Annotated in this window: 21 protein-coding genes; 9 read left to right on the top strand and 12 right to left on the bottom strand. The window is 56.3% G+C overall.

The features are described 5' to 3' along the window. Together glnL and glnA are read right to left on the bottom strand one after the other, a co-directional pair. Complete coding sequence (gene glnL / locus ACQG11_RS09165) at positions 1 to 1050, bottom strand: nitrogen regulation protein NR(II) (protein WP_003861923.1); 1050 nt, start codon at positions 1048 to 1050, stop codon at positions 1 to 3. Positions 1051 to 1217: 167 nt separating this feature from the next. Beyond that, positions 1218 to 2627 carry a glutamate--ammonia ligase gene (gene glnA / locus ACQG11_RS09160; RefSeq protein WP_023298930.1) on the bottom strand — a complete coding sequence of 470 codons (1410 nt, stop codon included), beginning with the start codon at positions 2625 to 2627 and terminating at the stop codon, positions 1218 to 1220. A 377-nt stretch (positions 2628 to 3004) separates the two neighbouring features. Here glnA and typA point away from each other — a divergent pair, with 377 nt between their 5' ends. Next, the gene (typA, locus tag ACQG11_RS09155) at positions 3005 to 4828 is read left to right on the top strand and encodes a ribosome-dependent GTPase TypA (protein ID WP_022649851.1); all 1824 of its coding nucleotides are present in this window, start codon (positions 3005 to 3007) and stop codon (positions 4826 to 4828) included. A 79-nt stretch (positions 4829 to 4907) separates the two neighbouring features. Here typA and ompL read toward each other — a convergent pair whose 3' ends face one another. The 7 genes from ompL to yihU all read right to left on the bottom strand — a co-directional run bounded on the left by ompL (position 4908) and on the right by yihU (position 13645). After that, positions 4908 to 5594: a porin OmpL gene (ompL, locus tag ACQG11_RS09150; protein WP_032626918.1), complete on the bottom strand. Its 687-nt coding sequence runs from the start codon at positions 5592 to 5594 to the stop codon at positions 4908 to 4910. 74 nt (positions 5595 to 5668) lie between these two features. After that, positions 5669 to 7093: an MFS transporter gene (locus ACQG11_RS09145; protein ID WP_426728321.1), complete on the bottom strand. Its 1425-nt coding sequence runs from the start codon at positions 7091 to 7093 to the stop codon at positions 5669 to 5671. Positions 7094 to 7136: 43 nt separating this feature from the next. Beyond that, complete coding sequence (locus ACQG11_RS09140; RefSeq protein ID WP_022649848.1) at positions 7137 to 8519, bottom strand: MFS transporter; 1383 nt, start codon at positions 8517 to 8519, stop codon at positions 7137 to 7139. Between the two features lie 45 nt (positions 8520 to 8564). Further along, positions 8565 to 10589 carry an alpha-glucosidase gene (locus ACQG11_RS09135; RefSeq protein ID WP_022649847.1) on the bottom strand — a complete coding sequence of 675 codons (2025 nt, stop codon included), beginning with the start codon at positions 10587 to 10589 and terminating at the stop codon, positions 8565 to 8567. Between the two features lie 16 nt (positions 10590 to 10605). Next, on the bottom strand, positions 10606 to 11847 hold the full coding sequence (yihS, locus tag ACQG11_RS09130) for a sulfoquinovose isomerase (RefSeq protein ID WP_332954013.1): 1242 nt from the start codon (positions 11845 to 11847) through the stop codon (positions 10606 to 10608). Positions 11848 to 11861: 14 nt separating this feature from the next. Beyond that, positions 11862 to 12737 (bottom strand): sulfofructosephosphate aldolase, encoded by an 876-nt coding sequence (yihT, locus tag ACQG11_RS09125; protein ID WP_063148341.1) that lies wholly within the window; start codon positions 12735 to 12737, stop codon positions 11862 to 11864. Between the two features lie 17 nt (positions 12738 to 12754). Continuing rightward, on the bottom strand, positions 12755 to 13645 hold the full coding sequence (gene yihU / locus ACQG11_RS09120) for a sulfolactaldehyde 3-reductase (protein WP_022649844.1): 891 nt from the start codon (positions 13643 to 13645) through the stop codon (positions 12755 to 12757). A gap of 155 nt (positions 13646 to 13800) precedes the next feature. On the opposite strand from yihU, the gene ACQG11_RS09115 reads away from it, so the two are divergent. The 8 genes from ACQG11_RS09115 (at position 13801) to nadS (ending at position 19296) form a co-directional block, all read left to right on the top strand. Beyond that, complete coding sequence (locus ACQG11_RS09115) at positions 13801 to 14697, top strand: sugar kinase (RefSeq protein ID WP_022649843.1); 897 nt, start codon at positions 13801 to 13803, stop codon at positions 14695 to 14697. A gap of 34 nt (positions 14698 to 14731) precedes the next feature. Beyond that, positions 14732 to 15532: a DeoR/GlpR family DNA-binding transcription regulator gene (locus ACQG11_RS09110; protein ID WP_003861944.1), complete on the top strand. Its 801-nt coding sequence runs from the start codon at positions 14732 to 14734 to the stop codon at positions 15530 to 15532. A 118-nt stretch (positions 15533 to 15650) separates the two neighbouring features. After that, complete coding sequence (gene yihX / locus ACQG11_RS09105; protein ID WP_003861947.1) at positions 15651 to 16250, top strand: glucose-1-phosphatase; 600 nt, start codon at positions 15651 to 15653, stop codon at positions 16248 to 16250. Continuing rightward, a complete protein-coding gene (locus ACQG11_RS09100) occupies positions 16244 to 17125 on the top strand; it encodes a virulence factor BrkB family protein (protein ID WP_023298923.1) in 882 nt (293 codons plus the stop codon). The genes yihX and ACQG11_RS09100 overlap by 7 nt, the downstream gene beginning before the upstream one ends. Then, positions 17122 to 17559, top strand: coding sequence for a D-aminoacyl-tRNA deacylase (gene dtd, locus ACQG11_RS09095; protein ID WP_015569909.1), 438 nt, complete (start codon positions 17122 to 17124; stop codon positions 17557 to 17559). Before ACQG11_RS09100 ends, dtd begins: the two co-directional genes overlap by 4 nt. Before the next feature lie 44 nt (positions 17560 to 17603). Beyond that, the gene (gene fabY / locus ACQG11_RS09090) at positions 17604 to 18545 is read left to right on the top strand and encodes a fatty acid biosynthesis protein FabY (RefSeq protein WP_022649838.1); all 942 of its coding nucleotides are present in this window, start codon (positions 17604 to 17606) and stop codon (positions 18543 to 18545) included. A 148-nt stretch (positions 18546 to 18693) separates the two neighbouring features. Next, on the top strand, positions 18694 to 19005 hold the full coding sequence (locus tag ACQG11_RS09085; protein ID WP_022649837.1) for a hypothetical protein: 312 nt from the start codon (positions 18694 to 18696) through the stop codon (positions 19003 to 19005). Next, positions 19006 to 19296, top strand: a complete 291-nt coding sequence (nadS, locus tag ACQG11_RS09080) for a NadS family protein (protein ID WP_032626927.1) — start codon at positions 19006 to 19008, stop codon at positions 19294 to 19296. Between the two features lie 41 nt (positions 19297 to 19337). Here the strand turns inward: nadS and fdhE are convergent, their stop codons facing one another. Genes fdhE through fdxH form a run of 3 tightly spaced genes read right to left on the bottom strand, consistent with a single transcriptional unit; the run spans position 19338 to position 21798 of the window. Next, complete coding sequence (gene fdhE / locus ACQG11_RS09075) at positions 19338 to 20267, bottom strand: formate dehydrogenase accessory protein FdhE (protein ID WP_022649835.1); 930 nt, start codon at positions 20265 to 20267, stop codon at positions 19338 to 19340. After that, positions 20264 to 20899, bottom strand: a complete 636-nt coding sequence (gene fdoI, locus ACQG11_RS09070; protein ID WP_006808711.1) for a formate dehydrogenase cytochrome b556 subunit — start codon at positions 20897 to 20899, stop codon at positions 20264 to 20266. The genes fdhE and fdoI overlap by 4 nt, the downstream gene beginning before the upstream one ends. Continuing rightward, positions 20896 to 21798, bottom strand: coding sequence for a formate dehydrogenase subunit beta (gene fdxH, locus ACQG11_RS09065; protein ID WP_003861960.1), 903 nt, complete (start codon positions 21796 to 21798; stop codon positions 20896 to 20898). Before fdxH ends, fdoI begins: the two co-directional genes overlap by 4 nt. Positions 21799 to 21807 lie beyond the last annotated feature (9 nt).

Raw genomic sequence — 21807 nt, 5'->3', positions numbered from 1 at the left:
TTATTTTTTAATCGGCAGGAAAACCGAAAACTCGGTATGTCCCGGCCAACTGGTAAATTCAATTTTGCCGGAGTGTTGGTCAATCAAATTTCGGGCTATGGATAACCCCAGCCCGGTGCCGCCTTCGCGACCGCTGACCATCGGGTAGAACAGGGTGTCCTGGAGATGCGGCGGGATCCCCGGTCCGTTATCTTCCACATCAATACGTGCTGCCAGACGATAACGTACGCCGTGCAGCGTCAGCTGGAACGCGGTGCGGGTACGCAGAATAATTTCGCCACCCTCCGGGCCCAGCGCCTGCAATGCGTTACGCACAATGTTCAACAGCACCTGTTCAATCTGGTCCGGATCGTGCGCCAGCTCCGGCAGGCTTGGGTCATAGTCACGCACCAGCGTGACGTTATCCGGCAGCTCCATCGAGACGAGTTTCACCACCCGCTCCGCGACCTTGTGAATGCTTTCTGAAACGTGCATCCCTGGCTGCTGCGGCCCGAGCAGGCGATCGACCAGATTACGCAGACGGTCCGCCTGCTCAATAATGACGTTGGTATACTCCGCCAGGGCAGGGTCAGGCAGCGCTTTGGTCAAAAGCTGTGCCGCACCGCGTAAGCCGCCCAGCGGGTTTTTGATCTCATGGGCCAGCCCGCGCACCAGGTCGCGCGCCGCAATCTGCTGCGCATGCTGAAGCTGCTCCTGGCTGAGACGACGCTGGTTATCCATCGGCGCCATTTCCAGCAGAATCATGCCATCTGGCAGACGCTGTGCGGTGAGGGACAAAATATGCGAGCGTCCGTCAATCACCAGCGTCACTTCGTTATCGGTGAAGCCCTGACCCGCCTGCAAACTCTCCTGCATCAGGCCAATATTCAGCGAGAAATAGCTCAGCAGTTCTGGCAGCGGCGTGCCAAATAGTTTACGGGCGCTTTGGGCGAGCAGCTGCTGCGCCGCCGGGTTGGCGTAATGCACCGCCAGCTCGTCGTCGACCAGCAAAATACTGTTAATTAAAGAATTGAGGATCTGCCCAGCATCGGGCAGCGTGCCAGTTGCCATTCAGCAGTCTCCTGGAGTCGTTGCACTATTTTAGTGCAGTATAGCGTTTTAGAGGTAAAAAGCGCGTGAGATCAGGTTGTTGGTGGAGAAAAAAGCCCATCCGAAGATGGGCTAAAGTTTCCACGGCAACGACTCCCGACGCGTATGCGCCGGGTAAAACAAATCAATTAAACGCTGTAGTACAGTTCGAACTCAACCGGGTGCGGCGTCATGCGAACGCGGTCGTTTTCTTCGGTACGCAGCGCGATGTAAGCGTCGATAGCTTCATCGGTGAACACGCCGCCAGCGGTCAGGAACTCGCGGTCTGCGTCCAGCGCCTGGAGGGCTTCTTCCAGAGAGCCGGCAACCTGTGGGATCTCTTTCGCTTCTTCTGGCGGCAGGTCGTACAGGTTTTTGTCCATGGCTTCGCCCGGGTGGATCTTGTTCTTGATACCGTCCAGACCGGCCATCAGCAGTGCTGCGAAGCACAGGTATGGGTTAGCCGCCGGGTCCGGGAAGCGCACTTCGATACGACGCGCTTTCGGAGACGCAACCACCGGGATACGGATAGAAGCAGAACGGTTACGGGCAGAGTACGCCAGCATTACTGGTGCTTCGTAGCCAGGGACCAGACGCTTGTAGGAGTTAGTGGTTGGGTTCGCCAGGGCGTTGATCGCTTTAGCGTGTTTGATAACACCACCGATGTAGTGCAGCGCCTGCTCGGACAGACCCGCGTACTTGTCGCCAGAGAACAGGTTAGTGCCGTTCCTGGACAGGGACATGTGGCAGTGCATGCCGGAACCGTTGTCGCCAAACATGGGTTTTGGCATGAAGGTCGCGGTTTTACCGAAACGGTGCGCAACGTTGTGTACAACGTATTTGTAGATCTGAATCTCATCCGCTTTTTTGGTCATGGTGTTGAAGCGGGTAGCGATCTCGTTCTGGCCAGCCGTTGCCACTTCGTGGTGGTGCGCTTCAACAACCAGGCCCATCTCTTCCATGATCAGACACATGGTAGAACGGATGTCCTGAGAAGAATCGACCGGAGGAACCGGGAAGTAACCGCCTTTCACGCCCGGACGGTGACCTTTGTTACCACCTTCGTACTTGGTGGAAGAGTTCCATGCGCCTTCGATGTCATCGATAGCGACGTGGGAGCCAGAAATGGAAGCACCAAAACGGATGTCGTCGAACAGGAAGAACTCTGGCTCTGGCCCGAACAGAACGGTGTCTGCAATACCGGTAGAACGCAGGTACTCTTCAGCGCGTTTTGCGATGGAGCGTGGGTCACGGTCATAGCCTTGCAGCGTGCCAGGTTCCAGGATATCGCAGCGGATGATCAGCGTAGGTTCTTCGTAGAACGGGTCAATGAGCGCAGTGGTTGCATCTGGCATCAGAACCATGTCGGATTCGTTAATGCCTTTCCAGCCGCCAATGGAGGAGCCGTCAAACATTTTGCCTTCTTCAAAGAATTCGGCGTTCACCTGATGAGCAGGGATCGTGACGTGCTGTTCTTTACCTTTGGTATCGGTGAAGCGCAGATCAACAAACTTCACTTCATGTTCGTTCAGCATCGTCAAAACGTGTTCAGCGGACATACTTAACTCTCCAGATTGGTCATTGTCGTCGTGGTAACGAGGTCTTCAAATCGGCTGGGCTGCCATATTTTTACTGTATTTCTGTAAAGCGAAATCTGTGCCAACTTTTAAAACACCCCAAAAAGGCGTTATCATGCGCACCATAGTGCAGAAGGGCTGCACCACATTGGATTCGTTGCACCATTATAGTGCTTCAGTGTGAACATTGAGCACCATATTGGTGCAATTTACGTTAAAGTGCCCTTTTACCGCTCCGTGAAAGCGATCACAAAGCATCTCTGCAATACTTGTTTGCGGGGGATGTTTGTGATCCTGTTTTGTAGTGCGATTAATCCGTGTACAATAACGCGCTATTTCTAAATGCCTGAGGCAAAGTTGTGATCGAAAAATTGCGTAATATCGCCATCATCGCGCACGTCGACCATGGTAAAACTACCCTGGTTGACAAGCTGCTACAGCAGTCCGGTACGTTTGATGCTCGTGCCGAAACTCAAGAGCGTGTGATGGACTCCAACGATTTGGAGAAAGAGCGTGGGATTACCATCCTCGCCAAAAACACCGCTATCAAATGGAATGACTACCGTATCAACATCGTTGATACCCCAGGGCACGCCGACTTCGGTGGTGAAGTTGAGCGCGTGATGTCCATGGTGGATTCCGTGCTGCTGGTGGTTGACGCATTTGATGGCCCTATGCCGCAAACGCGCTTCGTGACCAAAAAAGCATTTGCCCACGGCCTGAAACCTATCGTTGTGATCAACAAGGTTGACCGTCCTGGCGCGCGTCCTGACTGGGTTGTTGACCAGGTCTTCGACCTGTTCGTTAACCTCGACGCGACCGACGAACAGCTGGACTTCCCTATCGTTTATGCGTCTGCGCTGAACGGTATCGCCGGTCTGGATCACGAAGACATGGCGGAAGACATGACTCCGCTGTACCAGACGATTGTTGACCGCGTTCCTGCGCCAAACGTTGACCTGGAAGGCACCCTGCAAATGCAGATCTCCCAGCTCGACTACAACAACTATGTTGGCGTAATCGGCATTGGTCGTATCAAGCGCGGTAAAGTGAAGCCTAACCAGCAGGTCACTATCATCGATAGCGAAGGCAAAACCCGTAACGGTAAAGTCGGTAAAGTTCTGACTCACCTGGGTCTTGAGCGTATCGAGAGCGACATCGCTGAAGCGGGCGACATCATCGCTATTACCGGTCTGGGTGAACTGAACATCTCCGATACCATCTGCGATCCGCAGAACGTCGAAGCGCTGCCAGCCCTGTCCGTTGATGAACCAACCGTATCCATGTTCTTCAACGTCAACACCTCTCCGTTCTGTGGTAAAGAAGGTAAGTTCGTTACCTCTCGTCAGATCCTTGACCGCCTGAACAAAGAGCTGGTGCACAACGTTGCGCTGCGCGTTGAAGAAACCGAAGACGCTGATGCATTCCGCGTTTCCGGTCGTGGTGAGCTGCACCTGTCTGTTCTGATTGAGAACATGCGTCGTGAAGGTTTCGAGATGGCGGTTTCCCGTCCGAAAGTTATCTTCCGCGAAATCGATGGCCGTAAACAAGAGCCATTCGAAAACGTAACGCTGGACGTTGAAGAGCAGCACCAGGGTTCTGTCATGCAGGCACTGGGTGAGCGTAAAGGCGACCTGAAAAACATGAATCCAGATGGCAAAGGCCGCGTACGTCTCGACTACGTGATCCCAAGCCGTGGCCTGATCGGCTTCCGTTCTGAGTTCATGACCATGACCTCCGGTACCGGCCTGCTGTACTCCACCTTCAGCCACTATGACGACATCCGTCCGGGCGAAGTGGGCCAGCGTAACAACGGCGTACTGATCTCCAACGGTCAGGGTAAAGCGGTTGCGTTTGCGCTGTTCGGTCTGCAGGATCGCGGTAAGCTGTTCCTGGGTCACGGTGCTGAAGTTTACGAAGGCCAGATCATCGGTATTCACAGCCGTTCTAACGACCTGACGGTAAACTGCCTGACCGGTAAGAAACTGACCAACATGCGTGCGTCCGGTACTGACGAAGCAACGGTTCTGGTTCCACCGATCAAGATGACGCTGGAGCAGGCTCTAGAATTCATCGATGATGACGAACTGGTAGAAGTGACGCCTCAGTCAATTCGTATCCGTAAACGTCACCTGACCGAGAACGATCGTAAACGTGCTATGCGCGGTGCGAAAGAAGAGTAATTCGGTTATGCCGTAGGCCGGGTAAAGCGCAAGCGCCACCCGGCAACGAAAAGCCGCTGAGCGATCAGCGGCTTTTTTATTAGAACGAATAACGTAACCCTAACCGAATCCGGTACTGCTCGCGGTTGTAATCATTCCATCGGTCCAGCCACTGTAGCTCAAGATACGGCAGCCAGTTTCTGTCGATTTTATAGCTGAACTTGTTGGTAATTTCCCAGTGATGATCTTTGCCATTTTTGCTGTGGTAATCATTCACCCGCTGGAAAAAGTGCGGCTCAAAGGTGTAGAAAAACGCATCCGTCACTTTGAAATTCCAGTAGTTGGCGAATTCGTGCGTGTCGTTTTTATCCATCTGCCCGTTATAGTCCGGCGTATCGTAATTGTTATGGTTATAGCGATAGCGGAACGTCAGATTAAACCAGTCCGTAAATTTATAGTTAGTATCTAAATAGAGTGCTCCACCCGATCCTGCGCTGCTGTCGTTAATTAACCCGCCGGGCTGGAAGGTGAGTTTGTCGGTCGGTTTGAAGAGCGGATACCAACCCTCGATTTCGTTATAGCTGTGCTTCAGTTCGTCCCATTTCCCCACGTTATAAGCGTTGGTGAACATCAGCCCCGCGCCCATATCGAAGTTATAGCCCGCACGCAGGATCACCTCGTGCAGCTCAGAGGCCGTATTGTACGCTTCGCGCGTTTCCACATAGGCCCCGGCAAAAACCGGGCAGGACACAGACGACACGATCAGTACGGTGATGATTCTATTCATAATTTGTCCATGTATCAGGTACAGAAAGGCCTCCCTCCTGATTAACAGGAAGGACATATTGGCCGGATTTATAGTTATAAAGTGACTGCTGACGCTTTATTGTTGGTGGTTATCTCAGGGGTATTTGCTGTCTGTTTTTTCCGTTTTCCAATCTCCTCGATAATAAAGGCGAAGCGCGCTTCGTTGAGTTTATAAAACAGCCCCATGGTCACGGCAGCAACGATCGCCAGGCCGCACGGCCAGAGGAAAATCAGCTGACGCAAACCCAGCAGCGTGCCCGCGCTCTGCACGGCATGGGGAACGTAGCCAATCTGGGTCAGCATGATGCCGGGCAGAAAACCGGCGAGCGCCGCGGAGATTTTGCGCGAGAAGGTATAGCCGGTATACACCGACCCTTCGGCGCGAATCCCGGTTTTCCACTCGCCGTAATCAACCGTATCCGGCACCAGCGCCCAGTTCAGGCTGTTCACAAACGCCGTGCCGAAGAAGGCCATGCAGGAAAAGAGCACAAACAGCAGGGAGCTGGTCCCCCAGAAGAAATTCAGCACGTCGCCCACCGCCCACAGCGCCAGCCCGCCCAGATAGACCGGTTTCTTGCCAAAGCGCTTTACCGCACCGGGCACCAGAAACACGCCAATCAGAATGCAGCCCATACTGAAAAAGCCCATCCACGACAGGAGATGCAGATCGTTCAGCACGTACTGGGTGTAATAGACCTGGATCGCCAGCTTGATGTTAAACGCGGCGAGGGTACAGAGGCTGGCGATGCACAGCACCAGCAGCGGCGGATTGCGGAAAATTGCGCAGAATGATTTCAGAATGCCGGGCTTATGGTGATCGGGCGTAAGCTCGACGTAGCGCTCTTTCACCCCGCTGTAGCACCACCACATGCAGAACAGCCCCCCGGTGACGAACACCAGCGCGGCCACCAGATAGCCGAGTGAGGGCTGGCTGACGAACAGCGCCTGAATCGGCATAAAGCCGACGGTGCAGAGCAACAGTCCTACCGTTGCGCCGCCCTGACGCCACGCCGCAAGCTGCGCGCGCTCGTTCGGGTTTTTGGTGATGGCCGGAACCATTGCACCGTAGGCGCAGTTCATCAGGCTGTAGCAGAGGCCAAACATCATGAAGAGCACGGTGGCGAGGGCCGTTTTCACCGTCAGGCTAAAGTCGTTGGCCATAAACTGCGCCGTGGCCACCAGCGCCACCGGGACGGAGGCGTAGAGAATGAATGGCCGGAATTTCCCCCGCGCGCCGATATTACGCCGGGAGTCCAGCAGCACCCCGGTCAGCATGTCGGTAAACGCGGTAAAGAACTTGGCGACCAGAAAAATGATGCCGCCGTAGAACGCGGGCATGCCCAGCTCGTCCGTGTAAAACTTCAGCAGATACAGCGTGCCAATACACAGCATCAGGTTCGAGCCAAAATCGCCCATCCCGTAGGCGCACTTCTCTCGCAGGCTCAATTTCAGGGTTAACGGATCAGTATTGTGTGTCATGGTCGATCCTCAAAGCGCCCCGCAGGGCGCTCAATCACGTCATTTATGCCGTACGTTTGCGCAGCTCAATTTCTTCTACGATGCGCACATACATCTTCTCGTTGAGGTTGTAGAAGCAGCCCATCGCCACGATGGTGATGACCGCCAGCAGGCTCGGGTAGATAAATATCAGCTGCCGCAGCCCTTCAACCGTGCCGGCGGATTGCACCACGTTGGGCACATAGCCAATCTGCGTAAGCATGATCCCCGGGAAGAAGCCCGCCAGCGCCTGCGATACCTTGCGGAAGAAGGTAAAGCCGGTATAGACCGTCCCCTCGGAGCGTACGCCGGTGCGCCACTCGCCGTACTCCACGGTATCGGAGACCAGCGCCCAGTTCAGGCTGTTCACGAACGCGGAACCGAAGAACGCCAGACAGGAGAACGCCACAAAGCTCACCGAGCCGCCGCCGAAGAAGTAGTTAAGCAGATCGCCTGCCACCCAAATTGCCAGCCCGCTGATATAGACCTTTTTCTTACCAAAGCGCCGCACCGCGCCAGGCATCATAAAGACGCCGATAAAAATACAGCCCATGCTGAAGAAGCCCATGTACGACAGCAGGATCGGGTCGTTCAGCACGTACTGCGTGTAGTAGACCTGAATGGCGAGTTTGACGTTAAAGGCACCCAGCGTGCACAGGTTAGCGATGCACAGGATAAACAGCGGACGGTTCCCGGCGATGGCGCGAAACGACTGCAACAGCCCCGGTTTCTGCGCCGGGTTAGCAGGTTGCGTCTCAACGTAACGCTCGGTTACGCCCTTATAGCACCACCACATAAAGAACAACCCGAACAGCGAGAAGAGGGTGGCGGCAAAGATGTAGCCAAGCTGGTCATTGCCCTCAATGAGGTTCATCACCGGGACAAAGCCCACCGTACAGAGCAGCAGGCCGAGCGTGGCGCCGCCCTGACGCCAGGCCGCCAGCGAGGCTCGCTCGTCCGGGTTTTTGGTAATGGCGGGCACCATCGCGCCGTAAGAGCAGTTCATCATGCTGAAGAACAGGCCGTACAGCATGAACAGCACCGTTGCCATCACCGTTTTGCCGGTCATCTCAAACGGTGTGCCGACGAAGTTGGCAATCGCCAGCAGCGTCACAGGGAAGGCTGCATACAGCACGAACGGGCGGAATTTCCCTTTCGGGCCAATCTTGCGCCGAGAGTCGAGCATGATCCCGGTGCCCATATCGGTGAAGGCGGTAAAAAACTTCGCAATCAGGAAGATAATCCCCCCGTAGGTACCGGGCAGTCCCAGCACGTCGGTGTAGAACTTCAGCAGATACAGCGTGCCGATATCCAGCAGGATGTTAGAGCCGAGATCGCCCATCCCGTAGGCGAGTTTTTCTTTAAACGGCAGGCGCAGGGTTGCCGGGTCAGAAGTATGTTGACTCATTATTGTTCTCCGTCTGCCCGCAGGTTTCCCCGCGGGCGAGCCTTATCAGATATGACGTAAGGTGCTAAACAGATCTGCCCATTCGCTTTGCTGGCGATAGAAGACCGGCGGTTTGCCGAGCGGGGCATCAACGGTCACGTCACCGCCCTGGCAGGTTTCCCCCGTCCACGCATTGACCCAGCTGTCCTGCGGCAAATAGAGCGACCAGTCGCGGCGTCCCTCTTCATGAACCGGCGCCACCAGCAGATCGCGGCCAAACAGGTACTGGTATTTCAGCGTGTAGGCGCGCGCGTCGTCCTCGTAGTGCAGAAACAGCGGACGCATCACCGGCAGGCCGCTTTTCGCGTTCTGCGCAACCGCAGCTTTGATGTACGGCTTCAGAGTGGTGAACACGGTGGTCATGCGCGCGAAGTGCGCGATGGTTTCGGCGTCGCTGTCGAACTGCCAGTTGTCGCCAGGGCGATTGCCCTCGTGGGTACGCATCATCGGCGTAAAGGCGCTGAAATCGCACCAGCGCAGCAGCAGCTCTTTGCTGCGCTTCATCTCGAACAGCGTCGTATAGCCGCCAATGTCGCTGTGGTGCAGCCCGTGCCCGGTCATCGCCAGAGACAGCGCCGCCGGTACGACGGACGCCAGACCGTCGTCCAGGCTCCAGTCGACGTTCTGATCCCCCGCCCACATCATCACCGAGTGCTTCTGGCTGCCGGTGTAGCCCGCGCGCATGAAGAACAGGATCTCCCCGAGCTTGCCGGTCTCCTCCAGTGCTTCGTAGTTACATTTCGCCCACAGGGCAGGCCAGGCGTTATGCATGATCTCCGCGCTAACGCCGTTGTGCAGGAAGGTATCGGTCGGCAGATATTCCCCGAAATCGGCCATCCAGCCGCCGCAGCCCAGTTCGATCAGGTTCTTTTTGATGACCTCTTTGTACCAGCCGTAGGCTGCCGGGTTGGTCAGGTCGATAACGCCTGCGTAGAACTCGCCGAACTCAACGTGGTAATCCTCGCCGTTGGCGTTTTTGGTCAGATAGCCGCGTTTCGCCGCCTCTTCGCAGAGATCTTTATCGCTGGCGACGTACGGGTTGATATAGGAGAGGAACTGCACGCCCTCCTGTTTCCACTGCGCAATCCGCTCATCAAGCTGCGGATAGAGCGCGCTGTTCCACTTCCAGTTCCACATCACGCGTTTGCCGAAGGAGGTCATGCGGATGCCGGACCAGTCCTGCGCCCAGATGCCGTTCACCTTCACGCCGCCCTCGCGCATGGCGTCGAGCTTCTGCTGACACACCTCGGTGCCACCCTGAATACCCAGCGTCACGCCGTCGTAAACCCAGTCCGGCAGTTCAGGCTGACGCCCCAGCAGGCCGGTCAGTTTTTCCAGCAGATCGACGTAGGTTTCTGCGCATTCGAAGCGCAGCGTGGCGTTATCTTCCCAGAACGCCAGCTCGTGGAAGTCCGGCGCGCTGAAGTCGAAGTTCATATAACAGCTGTTATCCACGTGGCAGTAGTACTTCTGGGTGCTCACGAAGGTAGGCTGCGGGAAGAAGGTCCAGTAGTAATCGCCGCCCGCGTTCTCTTTGCAGTCGGCCTGCCAGGTGACGTAGGTCTGCTTATTGCGGCCCACGCCCTGCTCGCTGGTCCACAGCGGAAACGGCTTGCCGCGCAGATCGAAATACGAGAACTGCTCTCCGCAGCCGTAGATATGATCGTCAGGCTGAGCTGCCAGCCGCAGCCAGATGCGGTTATGGCTGGCGGCGTCATTTTTCAGCTTCAGCTCCAGACGGCCTTCACCATCCACGCCCACCAACAACGTCGCGCTCACCGCGTCGCCGCGGGTAAAGCGGATTGCCCAGCCCGTGCTTTGCTGCGTAACGGTCGCGTTCGTCAGGGCAATCTTTTCGTTGAGCTTGTCTTTGATGCTGAAGTTGCCGCGAAACATCTCGATATCCGCCTCACCTGCGCCGATCCACAGGCAAGGGGCATCCGCAGAGTGGGATAAAATCAGACGGTCCTGCCAGCGCAGGGTAAAACCACTTTCGTTATTTTTCAGGTCAATATTGTGTAGGGTACGCATAAAAACTCCGTCTTTATTATTTGGCCAGGCTATCCAGTAATCCGGCGGCTACGGCAGGCGCTAAGCCCGGCGCCAGCGGCAGGCGGGGGATCACCAGGCAGTGCAGCAGATGGTAAATATCCTGCTTGCCGTCCCAGACTTTGGTGGTCACTTCGTTATTGGTGTCCAGCTCCTGCCACCATGAACCGTTTTCGTAATCCATCAGGTACTTGATGCAGTAATCCCACCACTTCTGATACCAGGCTTCGTACTGCGCCTCACCGGTGACGGTGTAGAGCGCGTAAGCCGTACCCATCGCTTCGACGATTGGCCAGCGCACGCGTTCGCGGACGATTGGCTTGCCGTCCCAGCCCACGGAGTAGACAAAGCCATCGGCCCCGTCGGGTGCCCAGGCGTCGCGGATAGTGGCGTGGAACAGTCCTTTCGCATCTTCCAGCAGCCATTCCGGCGGGGTTTCAAAGCGGGCTTCCAGCGCGGCGCGCAGGTGCAGCATCAGGCGACCCCACTCAATCCAGTGCCCCGGCGTGCCGCCGTAGGCGCGGAAGCGGTGGGCGGGGTTATCGATGTTGTAGTCGCGGATCGGGTTCCAGTTGGTGTCGAAATGCTCGTTAACGCGGTACTCCCCTTTGCGCGCCACGTCGTGAATAATCACCGAGGCGATGCGCAGGGCGCGGTTGAGCCATTTGCGGTCGAGGGTCACGTCATAGACGATGAGGAAAGCTTCCACGGCGTGCATGTTGGCGTTACCGCCGCGGTAATCTTCCGTTTTGCTGAACGCTTCATCCCAGGACTCCAGGCACATCTGCTCCTGTTCGCTCCAGAAGTAGCGCTCAATCACCTCGATGGCGTCGTCCAGCAACTTGCGTGCCTGCGGATGGCCGGTGGTGACGGCGCTCGCCGCGCCCAGCAGGACGAAGAAATGCTGATAGCCCTGCTTGGACGCATCAATCACGCCTTCATCGTTTACGCAGGCGTACCAGCCACCGTGCTGCTTGTCGCGCAGCGGACCGTTCAGGGCATTAATGCCGTGCTCAACCAGGGCGTACGCACCAGGACGTCCCATGTTCGCCGCCACCGCGTAGACGTGCAGCATGCGGGCGGTGATCCACAGATGGGTGCCCATATCGCTACGCACCTGCCCGTTATTGCCCAGCCAGCCAAAGCCGGTCGGTACGGCGGCGTTTTTACCGAAATCGAGAATGCGGTCGGTCTCTTGTTCGAGCCAGCGGTTATGGCTCAGGGTATTAAACCATTTCATGTTCGGATCCTTTCTTAACGGCGAGCCATCATTTCGTCGACGATCTCACCCAGACGCTGAAGTTTTGGTACGGAAATATCACGCAGCATCAACTCGGTGTCCGGCAGGCCAATCACAGAGGACCAGACGGCGCGACCGGCTAAAAAGCCCGATGCCCCCGCCTGCATCGCCACGCTCACCGCGCGCGGGAATAACTTATCGTCCACGCCGGAGGAGAGGATCACCCACGGCATGGCGATGTTCTCGTGCAGCTTCTGCGAGGCCGTCAATAGCTCGTGCTGCGTGCCCTTACCAAACAGCGGCATTTCCACTTTGTAGAGGTCGGCACCGCTGTCGCCCAGCTCTTTGGCCGCATCGATAATCGCCTGCTCGCGGTCAAACGCGGCGCCGCGGCGCGGTGGACGCACAACCGGCTCGATAATGCTCAACAGCCCGTTGTCGTGGCACAGCGTATTGAACGCTTTCACCATCTCCAGGCGCTGCTGCGGATCTTCATCGCTGCGCCACAGCACCAGCAGCTTCAGCGCCTTGCCGCCGTCGCGTTTGACCGCCTGCGCGTCAATGCTCTTGTCGATCACCACGCTGTCGACCGGAATACCGTTCCCCGGAATAAACTCGTCGGCTGCCACAATCATCGCGCAGCTTTTGGCCACGGCCCGCTGCTCGACAATCTGGCGATAGCAGAACTGCTGGTCGACGAGAATGGCAGAGGCGTACGGCGACAGAATTTTTGCCGCGTTGACTTTAAAATCCGTCAGGTGCTGGTCGGTTACCGGTACCGGCGCGCCTGCCGCCGCAAACATCAGGCGCATCGCTTCGCGCTGATCCACGGCCAGCATCGCAAAACCGCCGGAAGGTCGGGTGATATCTTTCAGGGTGTACATCGTCATTCCTCAGTCCTTTCGTATCAGTGTGATTTTTTCAGCCCGGCAGATGCGCGAACCTGTTCAAGAATGGCTGTCCAGTCTTCGCGCCCGCGCCCGGCGGCGCGTGCCTGGTTGTAAACTTCGCGTGAAGCCGCGCCCAGCGGCATTGGGACATGCAGCTGGTTGGCCACGTCGAGGGCGATCCCCAGATCCTTATGCGCAAGGTCGATCATGAAGGCGGGTGAAAGATCCCCTTTCAGCACCTTGTTCGGCCATGACGTGGTGAAGTGGCCTTTGCCCGCAGGTGTGCCGCTCATCACCTTGAGCGCCACGTCAAAGGAGAGGCCAAGCGCTTCGCACAGTACGGCGGCCTCGGCGGAAAGGGCGTTCAGGGCGATGCTCATGTAGTTATTGATGAGCTTCACGCGGATGCCCATTCCCGGCCCGCCGGCGTTAATCAGTTCATTACCCATCGCCATTAAGACGGGGGTGGCGCGCTCAACCTGCTCTGCCGTGCCGCCTGCCAGCAGGAGTAGCGTACCGGCGATGGCATGATCAGAGGTGCGCCCGACGGGCACGTCCATCAGGCTGAAGCCTTGCTCTGCCATGTCGCGGATCAGCGCGTCGGTTTGCAGCGGGTGAATGGTGGACATATCAATGACCAGCGCGTCGCGGGATAATCCTTCGCACACGCCGTGCTCGCCGAACAGCACGCTGCGCACCAGGTCGCCGTTTGGCAGCATAGTGATCACGAATTCGGCATCCGTTGCTGCCTGTGCGGGCGTTGCCGCCGCCCGGGCGCCGCTCTCTACCAGCGCCTGAACCGCCTGCGGGTTCACATCAAAAACGTTAAGCTGGTGGCCCTGTTTCAACAGATTCTTCGCCATGGGCGCGCCCATCTGTCCTAAGCCGATAAATGCGATTGCTGACATGCCTCTCTCCTGTCACATCGTGTCAATTTTTGCGCGTTTGTGGTGTCTGTTTTTGATCGTATTTGTAATTTATAGTCAAAAAATTGACACGGGTCACTTTTTAAACATTTGGTGAAATTAAAATGAAGGCATCAGAAATCGCAGAAGGAATCACCATGACTCGCATCGTTTGTGTCGGCATTACCGTGCTGGATCGCATCTGGTATCTCGATGATTTACCAAAAGAAGGTGGGAAATATGTCGCAAAAGACTACACGGAAGTGGGCGGCGGCCCGGCGGCAACGGCGGCAGTGGCAGCCGCGAAACTGGGCGCGGAAGTGGATTTTATTGGTCGGGTGGGGGACGACGATACCGGCAGACGGTTGCTTGCGGAGCTGGAATCCCTGGGGGTGAACACCCGCTATACGCGCGTAGTTAAGGGGGCCCGATCGTCGCAATCGGCGGTGCTGGTGGACGCAGGTGGGGAAAGAGTGATTGCTAACTACCCCAGCCCCGATCTGCCCGCCGAGGCAGGCTGGCTGCATGAAATCGACTTCTCTCAGTGGGACATTGTCTTAGCCGACGTGCGCTGGCATGACGGGGCAAAACAGGCATTTACCCTGGCCCGTCAGCAGGGCGTTCCGACGTTGCTGGATGCGGATGTTACCCCGCAGGATATCGCGGAGCTGATCGCCTTAAGCGATCACGCGGCCTTCTCTGCGCCTGGGCTGCGGCGTTTAACGCAGTTGGATGAAACAGAAGACGCATTAAAAAAAGCACAAATGCTCACAAATGGACATGTGTATGTCACGCAGGGGCGAGACGGCTGTTTCTGGCTGGAAAACGGCGCGCTATGTCATCAGCCTGGTTTTGAAGTGAACGTCATTGATACCACCGGCGCGGGCGACGTGTTCCACGGTGCGCTGGCGGTCAGCCTGGGGCAGAAATTGCCCGCCGCAGACGCCGTGCGTTTTGCCAGCGCCGTCGCAGCACTGAAATGCACAAAGCCCGGCGGGCGCGCGGGTATACCCGACTGTGATCAAACCCGCTCTTTTTTGTCACTTTTTGTATAAAATGCGGGGCGTGATGGTTTTCAGAGGACAGCCCATGAGCCTTACCGAACTGACCGGCAACCCGCGTCACGATCAGCTGCTGACGCTGATTGCCGATCGCGGCTATATGAACATTGATGAACTGGCGCAGCTGCTGGATGTGTCGACGCAAACCGTGCGCCGGGATATCCGCAAGCTTAGCGAGCAGGGGCTGATCACCCGTCATCACGGCGGCGCGGGCAGGGCATCCAGCGTGGTCAACACGGCGTTCGAACAGCGTGAAGTCTCGCTTACCGAAGAGAAACGGGCGATTGCCGAAGCGATTGCGGACTATATTCCCGACGGTTCGACCATTTTTATCACCATCGGGACGACCGTGGAGCACGTTGCCCGGGCACTGCTTAACCATAATCATCTGCGCATCATCACTAACAGCCTGCGGGTGGCGCACATTCTTTATAAGAATCCGCGCTTTGAGGTGATGGTGCCCGGCGGTACGCTGCGCCCGCATAACGGCGGCATTATCGGTCCTGCGGCAACGGCGTTCGTGTCAGGATTTCGCGCAGATTACCTGGTCACCAGCGTCGGGGCGATAGAGCACGACGGCGCGATGATGGAATTTGACGTTAACGAAGCCAGCGTGGTGAAAACCATGATCGCTCACTCCCGTCACATTTTACTGGCGGCCGATCATACGAAATACCACGCCTCCGCGGCGGTTGAAATCGGCAACGTGGCGCAGGCGACGGCGCTGTTCACCGATGAGCTGCCCGGCCCGGCGCTGCAAAATCACCTCAAATCCAGCAAGGTTGAGGTTGTCGAAGTCAATTCCGGAGAAGAGCAGCAGGCTGGCTGAAAATCCTATGGCCCGATATTGCGATTCGGGCCTTTCCTTTCTCTAAGCTGAATCTGGCGCATAGCTAAACTTTCTCTTTCCCGCTACAGTTACTTTTCCACGGCGAAAGGAGATAAACATGCTTTATATCTTTGACTTAGGAAATGTAATCGTCGATATCGATTTTAACCGGGTGCTGGGCGCATGGAGCGATTTTAGCCGTGTTCCGCTGGCGACGTTAAAGCAGAATTTCGCGATGGGTGAGACTTTCCATCTGCACGAGCGCGGTGAGATCAGCGATGAAGCGTTCGCAGAGCGTTTCTGTCAGGAAATGGGTCTCTCGTTAAGCTACGAGCAGTTTTCCCACGGCTGGCAGGCCATATTTGTCGCGATCCGCCCCGAAGTGATCGACATCATGCACAAGCTGCGCGAGCAGGGGCATCGCGTTGTCGTGCTGTCTAATACCAACCGCCTGCATACCACCTTCTGGCCGGATGAATACCCGGAAATTCACGCGGCGGCAGATAAAGTGTATCTCTCCCAGGAGATGGGGATGCGTAAACCTGAGGCGCGCATCTATCAGGCGGTATTGCAGGAAGAAGGATTCACGGCAGCGGATGCGGTCTTTTTTGACGACAACGCCGATAATATAGAAGGGGCTAATCAGTTAGGTATCACCTCCATTCTGGTGACCGGAAAAGAGACGATACCGAACTACTTTGCGAAGCAGTTATGCTAAAAACCGTTCATCAAAAAGCCAATCACCACACGCGCCCGCTGAGGGCGTGGCTGAAACTCCTCTGGCATCGCATTGATGAGGACAACATGACCACGCTGGCGGGCAATCTCGCTTACGTGTCCTTGCTTTCGCTGGTTCCGCTGGTGGCGGTGATTTTTGCGCTTTTTTCGGCGTTTCCGATGTTTGCCGATGTGAGCATGCAGCTTCGCCATTTTGTTTTCGCAAACTTTATTCCTGCCACCGGCGATGTGATCCAGAACTACATTGAACAGTTTGTCGCTAACTCCAGCAAGATGACGGCGGTGGGGGCGTGTGGGCTTATTGTTACCGCGCTGCTGCTGATGTACTCCATCGACAGTGCGCTCAACACTATCTGGCGGAGCAAAAAAGTCCGCCCAAAGGTCTATTCCTTTGCCGTCTACTGGATGATTTTAACCCTCGGCCCCTTGCTGGCGGGGGCGAGCCTGGCGATCAGCTCCTACCTTCTTTCGCTGCGCTGGGCGAGCGATTTAAACAGCGTGATCGATAACGTGCTGCGCATCTTCCCGCTGATTTTATCGTGGCTTTCGTTCTGGCTGCTTTATAGCGTGGTGCCAACTACGCGCGTACCCAACCGGGATGCCGTGGTGGGTGCGCTGGTCGCGGCGTTGCTCTTTGAGTTGGGCAAGAAAGGATTCGCGCTTTATATCACCATGTTCCCCTCTTATCAGCTGATTTACGGCGTACTGGCGGTGATCCCCATTTTGTTTGTCTGGGTCTACTGGACGTGGTGCATCGTCTTGCTTGGCGCCGAAATAACTGTCACTCTCGGGGTCTACCGCGAACTTAAAAAAGCAGCAGAAGCTGAAAAACAACAAGAAGCAGACCAACCATGATTGCATTGATTCAGCGCGTAACCCGTGCCAGCGTCACCGTGGCGGATGAGGTGACGGGTGAAATCGGCCCAGGACTTTTGGTGCTCCTGGGTGTCGAAAAGGATGACGACGAACAAAAAGCCAACCGCTTGTGTGAGCGCGTGCTGGGCTACCGCATTTTCAGCGATGCGGAAGGCAAGATGAACCTGAACGTTCAGCAGGCGGGCGGCAGCGTGCTGGTGGTGTCCCAGTTTACGCTGGCTGCGGATACCGAACGCGGCATGCGGCCGAGTTTTTCGAAGGGCGCGGCACCGGATCGCGCAGAAGCCCTTTACGAGTACTTTGTTGAGCGCTGTCGCCAACAGGACATGAATACACAAACCGGACGATTCGCTGCGGATATGCAGGTTTCGCTGGTGAACGATGGCCCCGTCACATTCTGGCTCCAGGTATGAGCCAACTGGCGGCCTGGCCGCGGGTAACAAGAGAGAGTACAGCTATGTATCACCTTCGAGTACCGCAAACGGAAGAAGAGTTAGAGGTTTATTACCATTTCCGCTGGGAAATGCTGCGCAAGCCACTGCATCAACCGAAAGGGTCTGAACGCGACGCCTGGGACGCGATGGCGCACCACCAGATGGTGGTTGATGAAGAGGGCAACCTCGTTGCCGTGGGGCGTCTGTATATCAATGCCGACAACGAAGCTTCAATCCGCTTTATGGCCGTTCACCCCTCCGTGCAGGACAAAGGCCTTGGAACGCTGATGGCCATGACGCTGGAATCCGTCGCCCGTCAGGAAGGGGTCAAGCGCGTCACCTGTAGCGCCCGTGAAGATGCCGTTGAGTTCTTTGCCAAGCTTGGTTTCGTGAATCAGGGGGAAATCACCGCCCCGCAAACTACGCCGATTCGTCACTTTTTGATGATCAAACCCATCGCCACCCTGGACGATATTCTCCATCGTGCCGACTGGTGCGGGCAGCTCCAGCAGGCGTGGTATCAGCACATTCCGCTCAGTGAAAAAATGGGCGTGCGTATTCAGCAATATACCGGGCAAAAATTTATTACCACCATGCCGGAAACCGGCAACCAGAACCCACACCATACCCTGTTTGCCGGTAGCCTGTTTTCACTCGCCACGCTCACCGGCTGGGGACTGATCTGGCTGATGCTGCGCGAACGTCATCTCGGCGGCACCATTATTCTGGCCGATGCCCATATCCGCTACAGCGCGCCGATCAGCGGCAAGCCGAGCGCGGTAGCTGACCTGGGCGCACTGGGCGGCGATCTCGACCGTCTGGCGCGTGGGCGTAAAGCACGCGTACAAATGCAGGTTGAGCTGTTCGGCGATGAAACGCCGGGCGCGGTGTTTGAAGGCACCTATATCGTTCTGCCTGCGAAGCCGTATGGCGCGTATGAAGAGGGCGGGAACGAGGAGGAGTAGCAGTCGTCTGGAAAGCGGCTCGCAAATACACAACGTAGCAGGAATTATACTTCGCTTTATTCAGCGTATCCCATTAACGTAATCAGCTAGGGGTACGTCATTGACGTACATTGGATGTTTGCTACTATAAGCCAATGGCGTATGATTTATGCTATTCATTGAAACGGATATTTTTACAGAAGACGTCAAAACGTTACTGGATGACGACGAATATCATAGGTTCCAAATATTCCTGGCAACGCAACCGGATTACGGCGATCTGATCCAGAATACGGGAGGCTTGCGAAAGATTCGCTGGCTTGCTGGCGGTAAGGGAAAGCGTAGTGGAGTCAGAGTTATCTATTTTCACCGTACGCGTGAGTGTGAAATCAGGTTGCTGCTCATCTATCGCAAAGGGATCAAAGATGACCTCTCCGCGGGTGAAAAAGCCATACTGAAAAAGATGATTGAGAGGTGGTAAATGGATAAGGCGCTGTTTGAGCGATTAACCCAAAGCATTGCGCAAATCAACGAAATTGCCGAGGGCCAACGAGAGCCGTCGCGTACGTTTCAAATTGATGCGATGAAAATAAAAGAAATTCGTCAGGCGTCCGGGTTGTCGCAGAGTAAATTCGCGAACTTAATCTCAGTTAGCGTTGATACGTTGCGTAACTGGGAACAAGGCAGACGCTCACCTACAGGCCCCGCTAAAGCGCTATTGCGCGCCATTGCTAACGACCCTCAACATGTCATCCCAGCCCTATCGCAGTAAATAGCCCGGTTGCACAGAGGCTCGCCGGGCTTTAGTGGAGATTACTCCCCTTCCCCCGGGAACAGGAACGGGTTGATCGAGCTACGGGCAAAGCCCTCCTGCTCCATCTTCGCGTCCAGGATCAGCGAGGCGAGATCGTCGGCTACCGCTTCGACTTTCGGGTCTTTTTCCTGATACAGAATCTTCAGGTAGGTCCCGCAGTCGCCGCAGCTTTCGGCTTTCACCGCCGCGTCTTCGTTTTCCAGCGACCAATAGTTCAGATCGCGGGTCTGTTCGCAGTTGCTGCACTTGATGCGCACCACGTGCCACTCGGTTTCACACAGGTTGCAGTGCAAGTAGCGCAGCCCCTGCGTCGTACCAATCTGTACCATGCTGGAGACCGGCATTGAGCCGCACACCGGGCAAAACTGGCGCGCTTCGCCATATTCAGCGCGGGCTTTACCCGGGATCAGGCTCGCCATTTGCGCCCAGTAGAGCGACAGCGCAGCCCAGATGAACGGCGCTTTATCGCTGCTCACCAGCGAGAAGTCGGAGGCAAACAGCGCGCTCGCCATCTCTTCCAGCTCTTGCTCTGAGGCTTTTTCCAGGTTCTCAATGACCGCCAGCGCCGTGCCGCTCATTTCGGGCTTCAGCTCGGCAATCAGCGAATGCAGCAGCTTATGCCAGTGCTTGTCGCGCGGCAGAACGTGAATGTCCAGCGGCGGCTTGCCCTGCGCGTTGGCTTCTTTGATGCGTGCGGTCAGATCCATTTGCAGCGGGTGGTCGTATAGCACCACTTCCTGCGCATGGGCGACCAGCGCGGCAAAACGCAGAAAATCGCCCAGCGGGTTGTTCTCTGCCAGCTCGCGCAGACGCTCTGCGCGGCGGTTGTAGAGGTTCTTGAGTCTGGGGAACAACAACGGCGGAATATAATCCGCCGTGCGTTTCTCGCTCGACCCCAGCTCATCTTGCGGGATTATGCGAATACTCATTCAGATGACTTTTCCTGTTTCTGGCGGACTTCACGGTACCAGCGCGGGTGATGTTTCTTCGCCCACGTACTGGTTACCCATCCTTCCACCATCGCGGTAATGGTGCCTTTCACCCAAAGGGCGGCGTAGATATGCACCATGATAACCACAATTAACGCCACTGCGGCAAATGAATGCAGCATCAGCGCAAATCGGATCACCGGGATTGAGAAAGCAGGCGCAAAGTACGGACGCCAGATGATCACGCCGCTCACCAGCAACAGGACCAGGAAGATAATCGCCGCCCAGAATACGCATTTCTGGCCGAAGTTATAACGCCCGGTATCACCCACTTCCTCGTTGACGACGATCTTACGAATATTCTTCGCCCAAAAGATATCATCCCGATTGATTAGGTTATGGTGCCAGTAGCGGAAAAACATGATGATAAACGAGGCAAACATCACCACACCCACGAACGGGTGCAGGATGCGCGCCAGCTGCGGCGTGCCCAGTATCTGCATCAGCCAGTTGAAGGAGGGGAAGAAGAACCCCAGCCCGCTTATCGCCGCCAGCATGAAGCAGAAGGCGGTGACCCAGTGGTTGATGCGTTCCGGCGCGGTGTAGCGCACGATGGTGTCACGTTTTCTCATTTGCGCACCTCGTCTTTCTCTTCATGCAGGTTATCGTCTTCCTCTTCCGCGCGGTTCGGACCAACGCCGACGTAGTGGAAGATGCTCGCTGCAAAGGTGGCCGCAAAACCGACCGCGGCCAGCGGTTTCCAGATACCTTTCCAGAACTTCACGGTGGCGCTGATTTCCGGGTTCTCCGGCAGGCCATGGTACAGATTCGGCTTGTCGGCGTGGTGCAGCACGTACATCACGTGCGTACCGCCAACCCCGGCCGGATCGTACAGGCCCGCGTTATCGTAACCACGGGTTTTCAGCTCGCCCACGCGCTCTGCCGCCAGCGTTTTCATATCCTCTTTAGAGCCAAAGTGGATAGCGCCGGTTGGGCAGGTCTTCACGCAGGCTGGCTCCTGACCGACATTTACGCGGTCAACGCACAGCGTACATTTGTAGACGCGGTTGTCTTCCGGGTTCATGCGCGGCACGTCGAACGGACAGCCCGCGATGCAGTAGCCGCAGCCAATACACTGCTCAGACTGGAAGTCGACGATGCCGTTGGCATACTGAATGATAGCCCCTTCTGACGGACACGCCTTCAGGCAGCCCGGATCCGCACAGTGCATACAGCCGTCTTTGCGGATAAGCCATTCCAGTTTGTCGTTCTGTTCCACTTCCGAGAAACGCATTACCGTCCAGGACTTGGCGGTCAGGTCCGCCGGGTTGTCGTACACCCCGACGTTGTGACCCACTTCGTCACGGATGTCGTTCCACTCTGAACAAGCCACCTGACAGGCTTTACAGCCGATACAGGTGGTCACGTCGATAAGTTTCGCCACTTCCTGCTGGTGGTCCCGCGCCTGAGGCGCGGGCGTGAAACCGTTAGTCGCGGAACGACGGATAATGTCTTGAGATTGATAAGCCATAAGTCGTCT

The organism is Enterobacter cloacae complex sp. 372C4 (assembly GCF_050030615.1).
GTDB lineage: Bacteria > Pseudomonadota > Gammaproteobacteria > Enterobacterales > Enterobacteriaceae > Enterobacter > Enterobacter intestinihominis.
The sequence above is the reverse complement of the archived record's forward strand: the minus strand, read 5'-3'. Positions and strand labels throughout refer to the sequence as shown.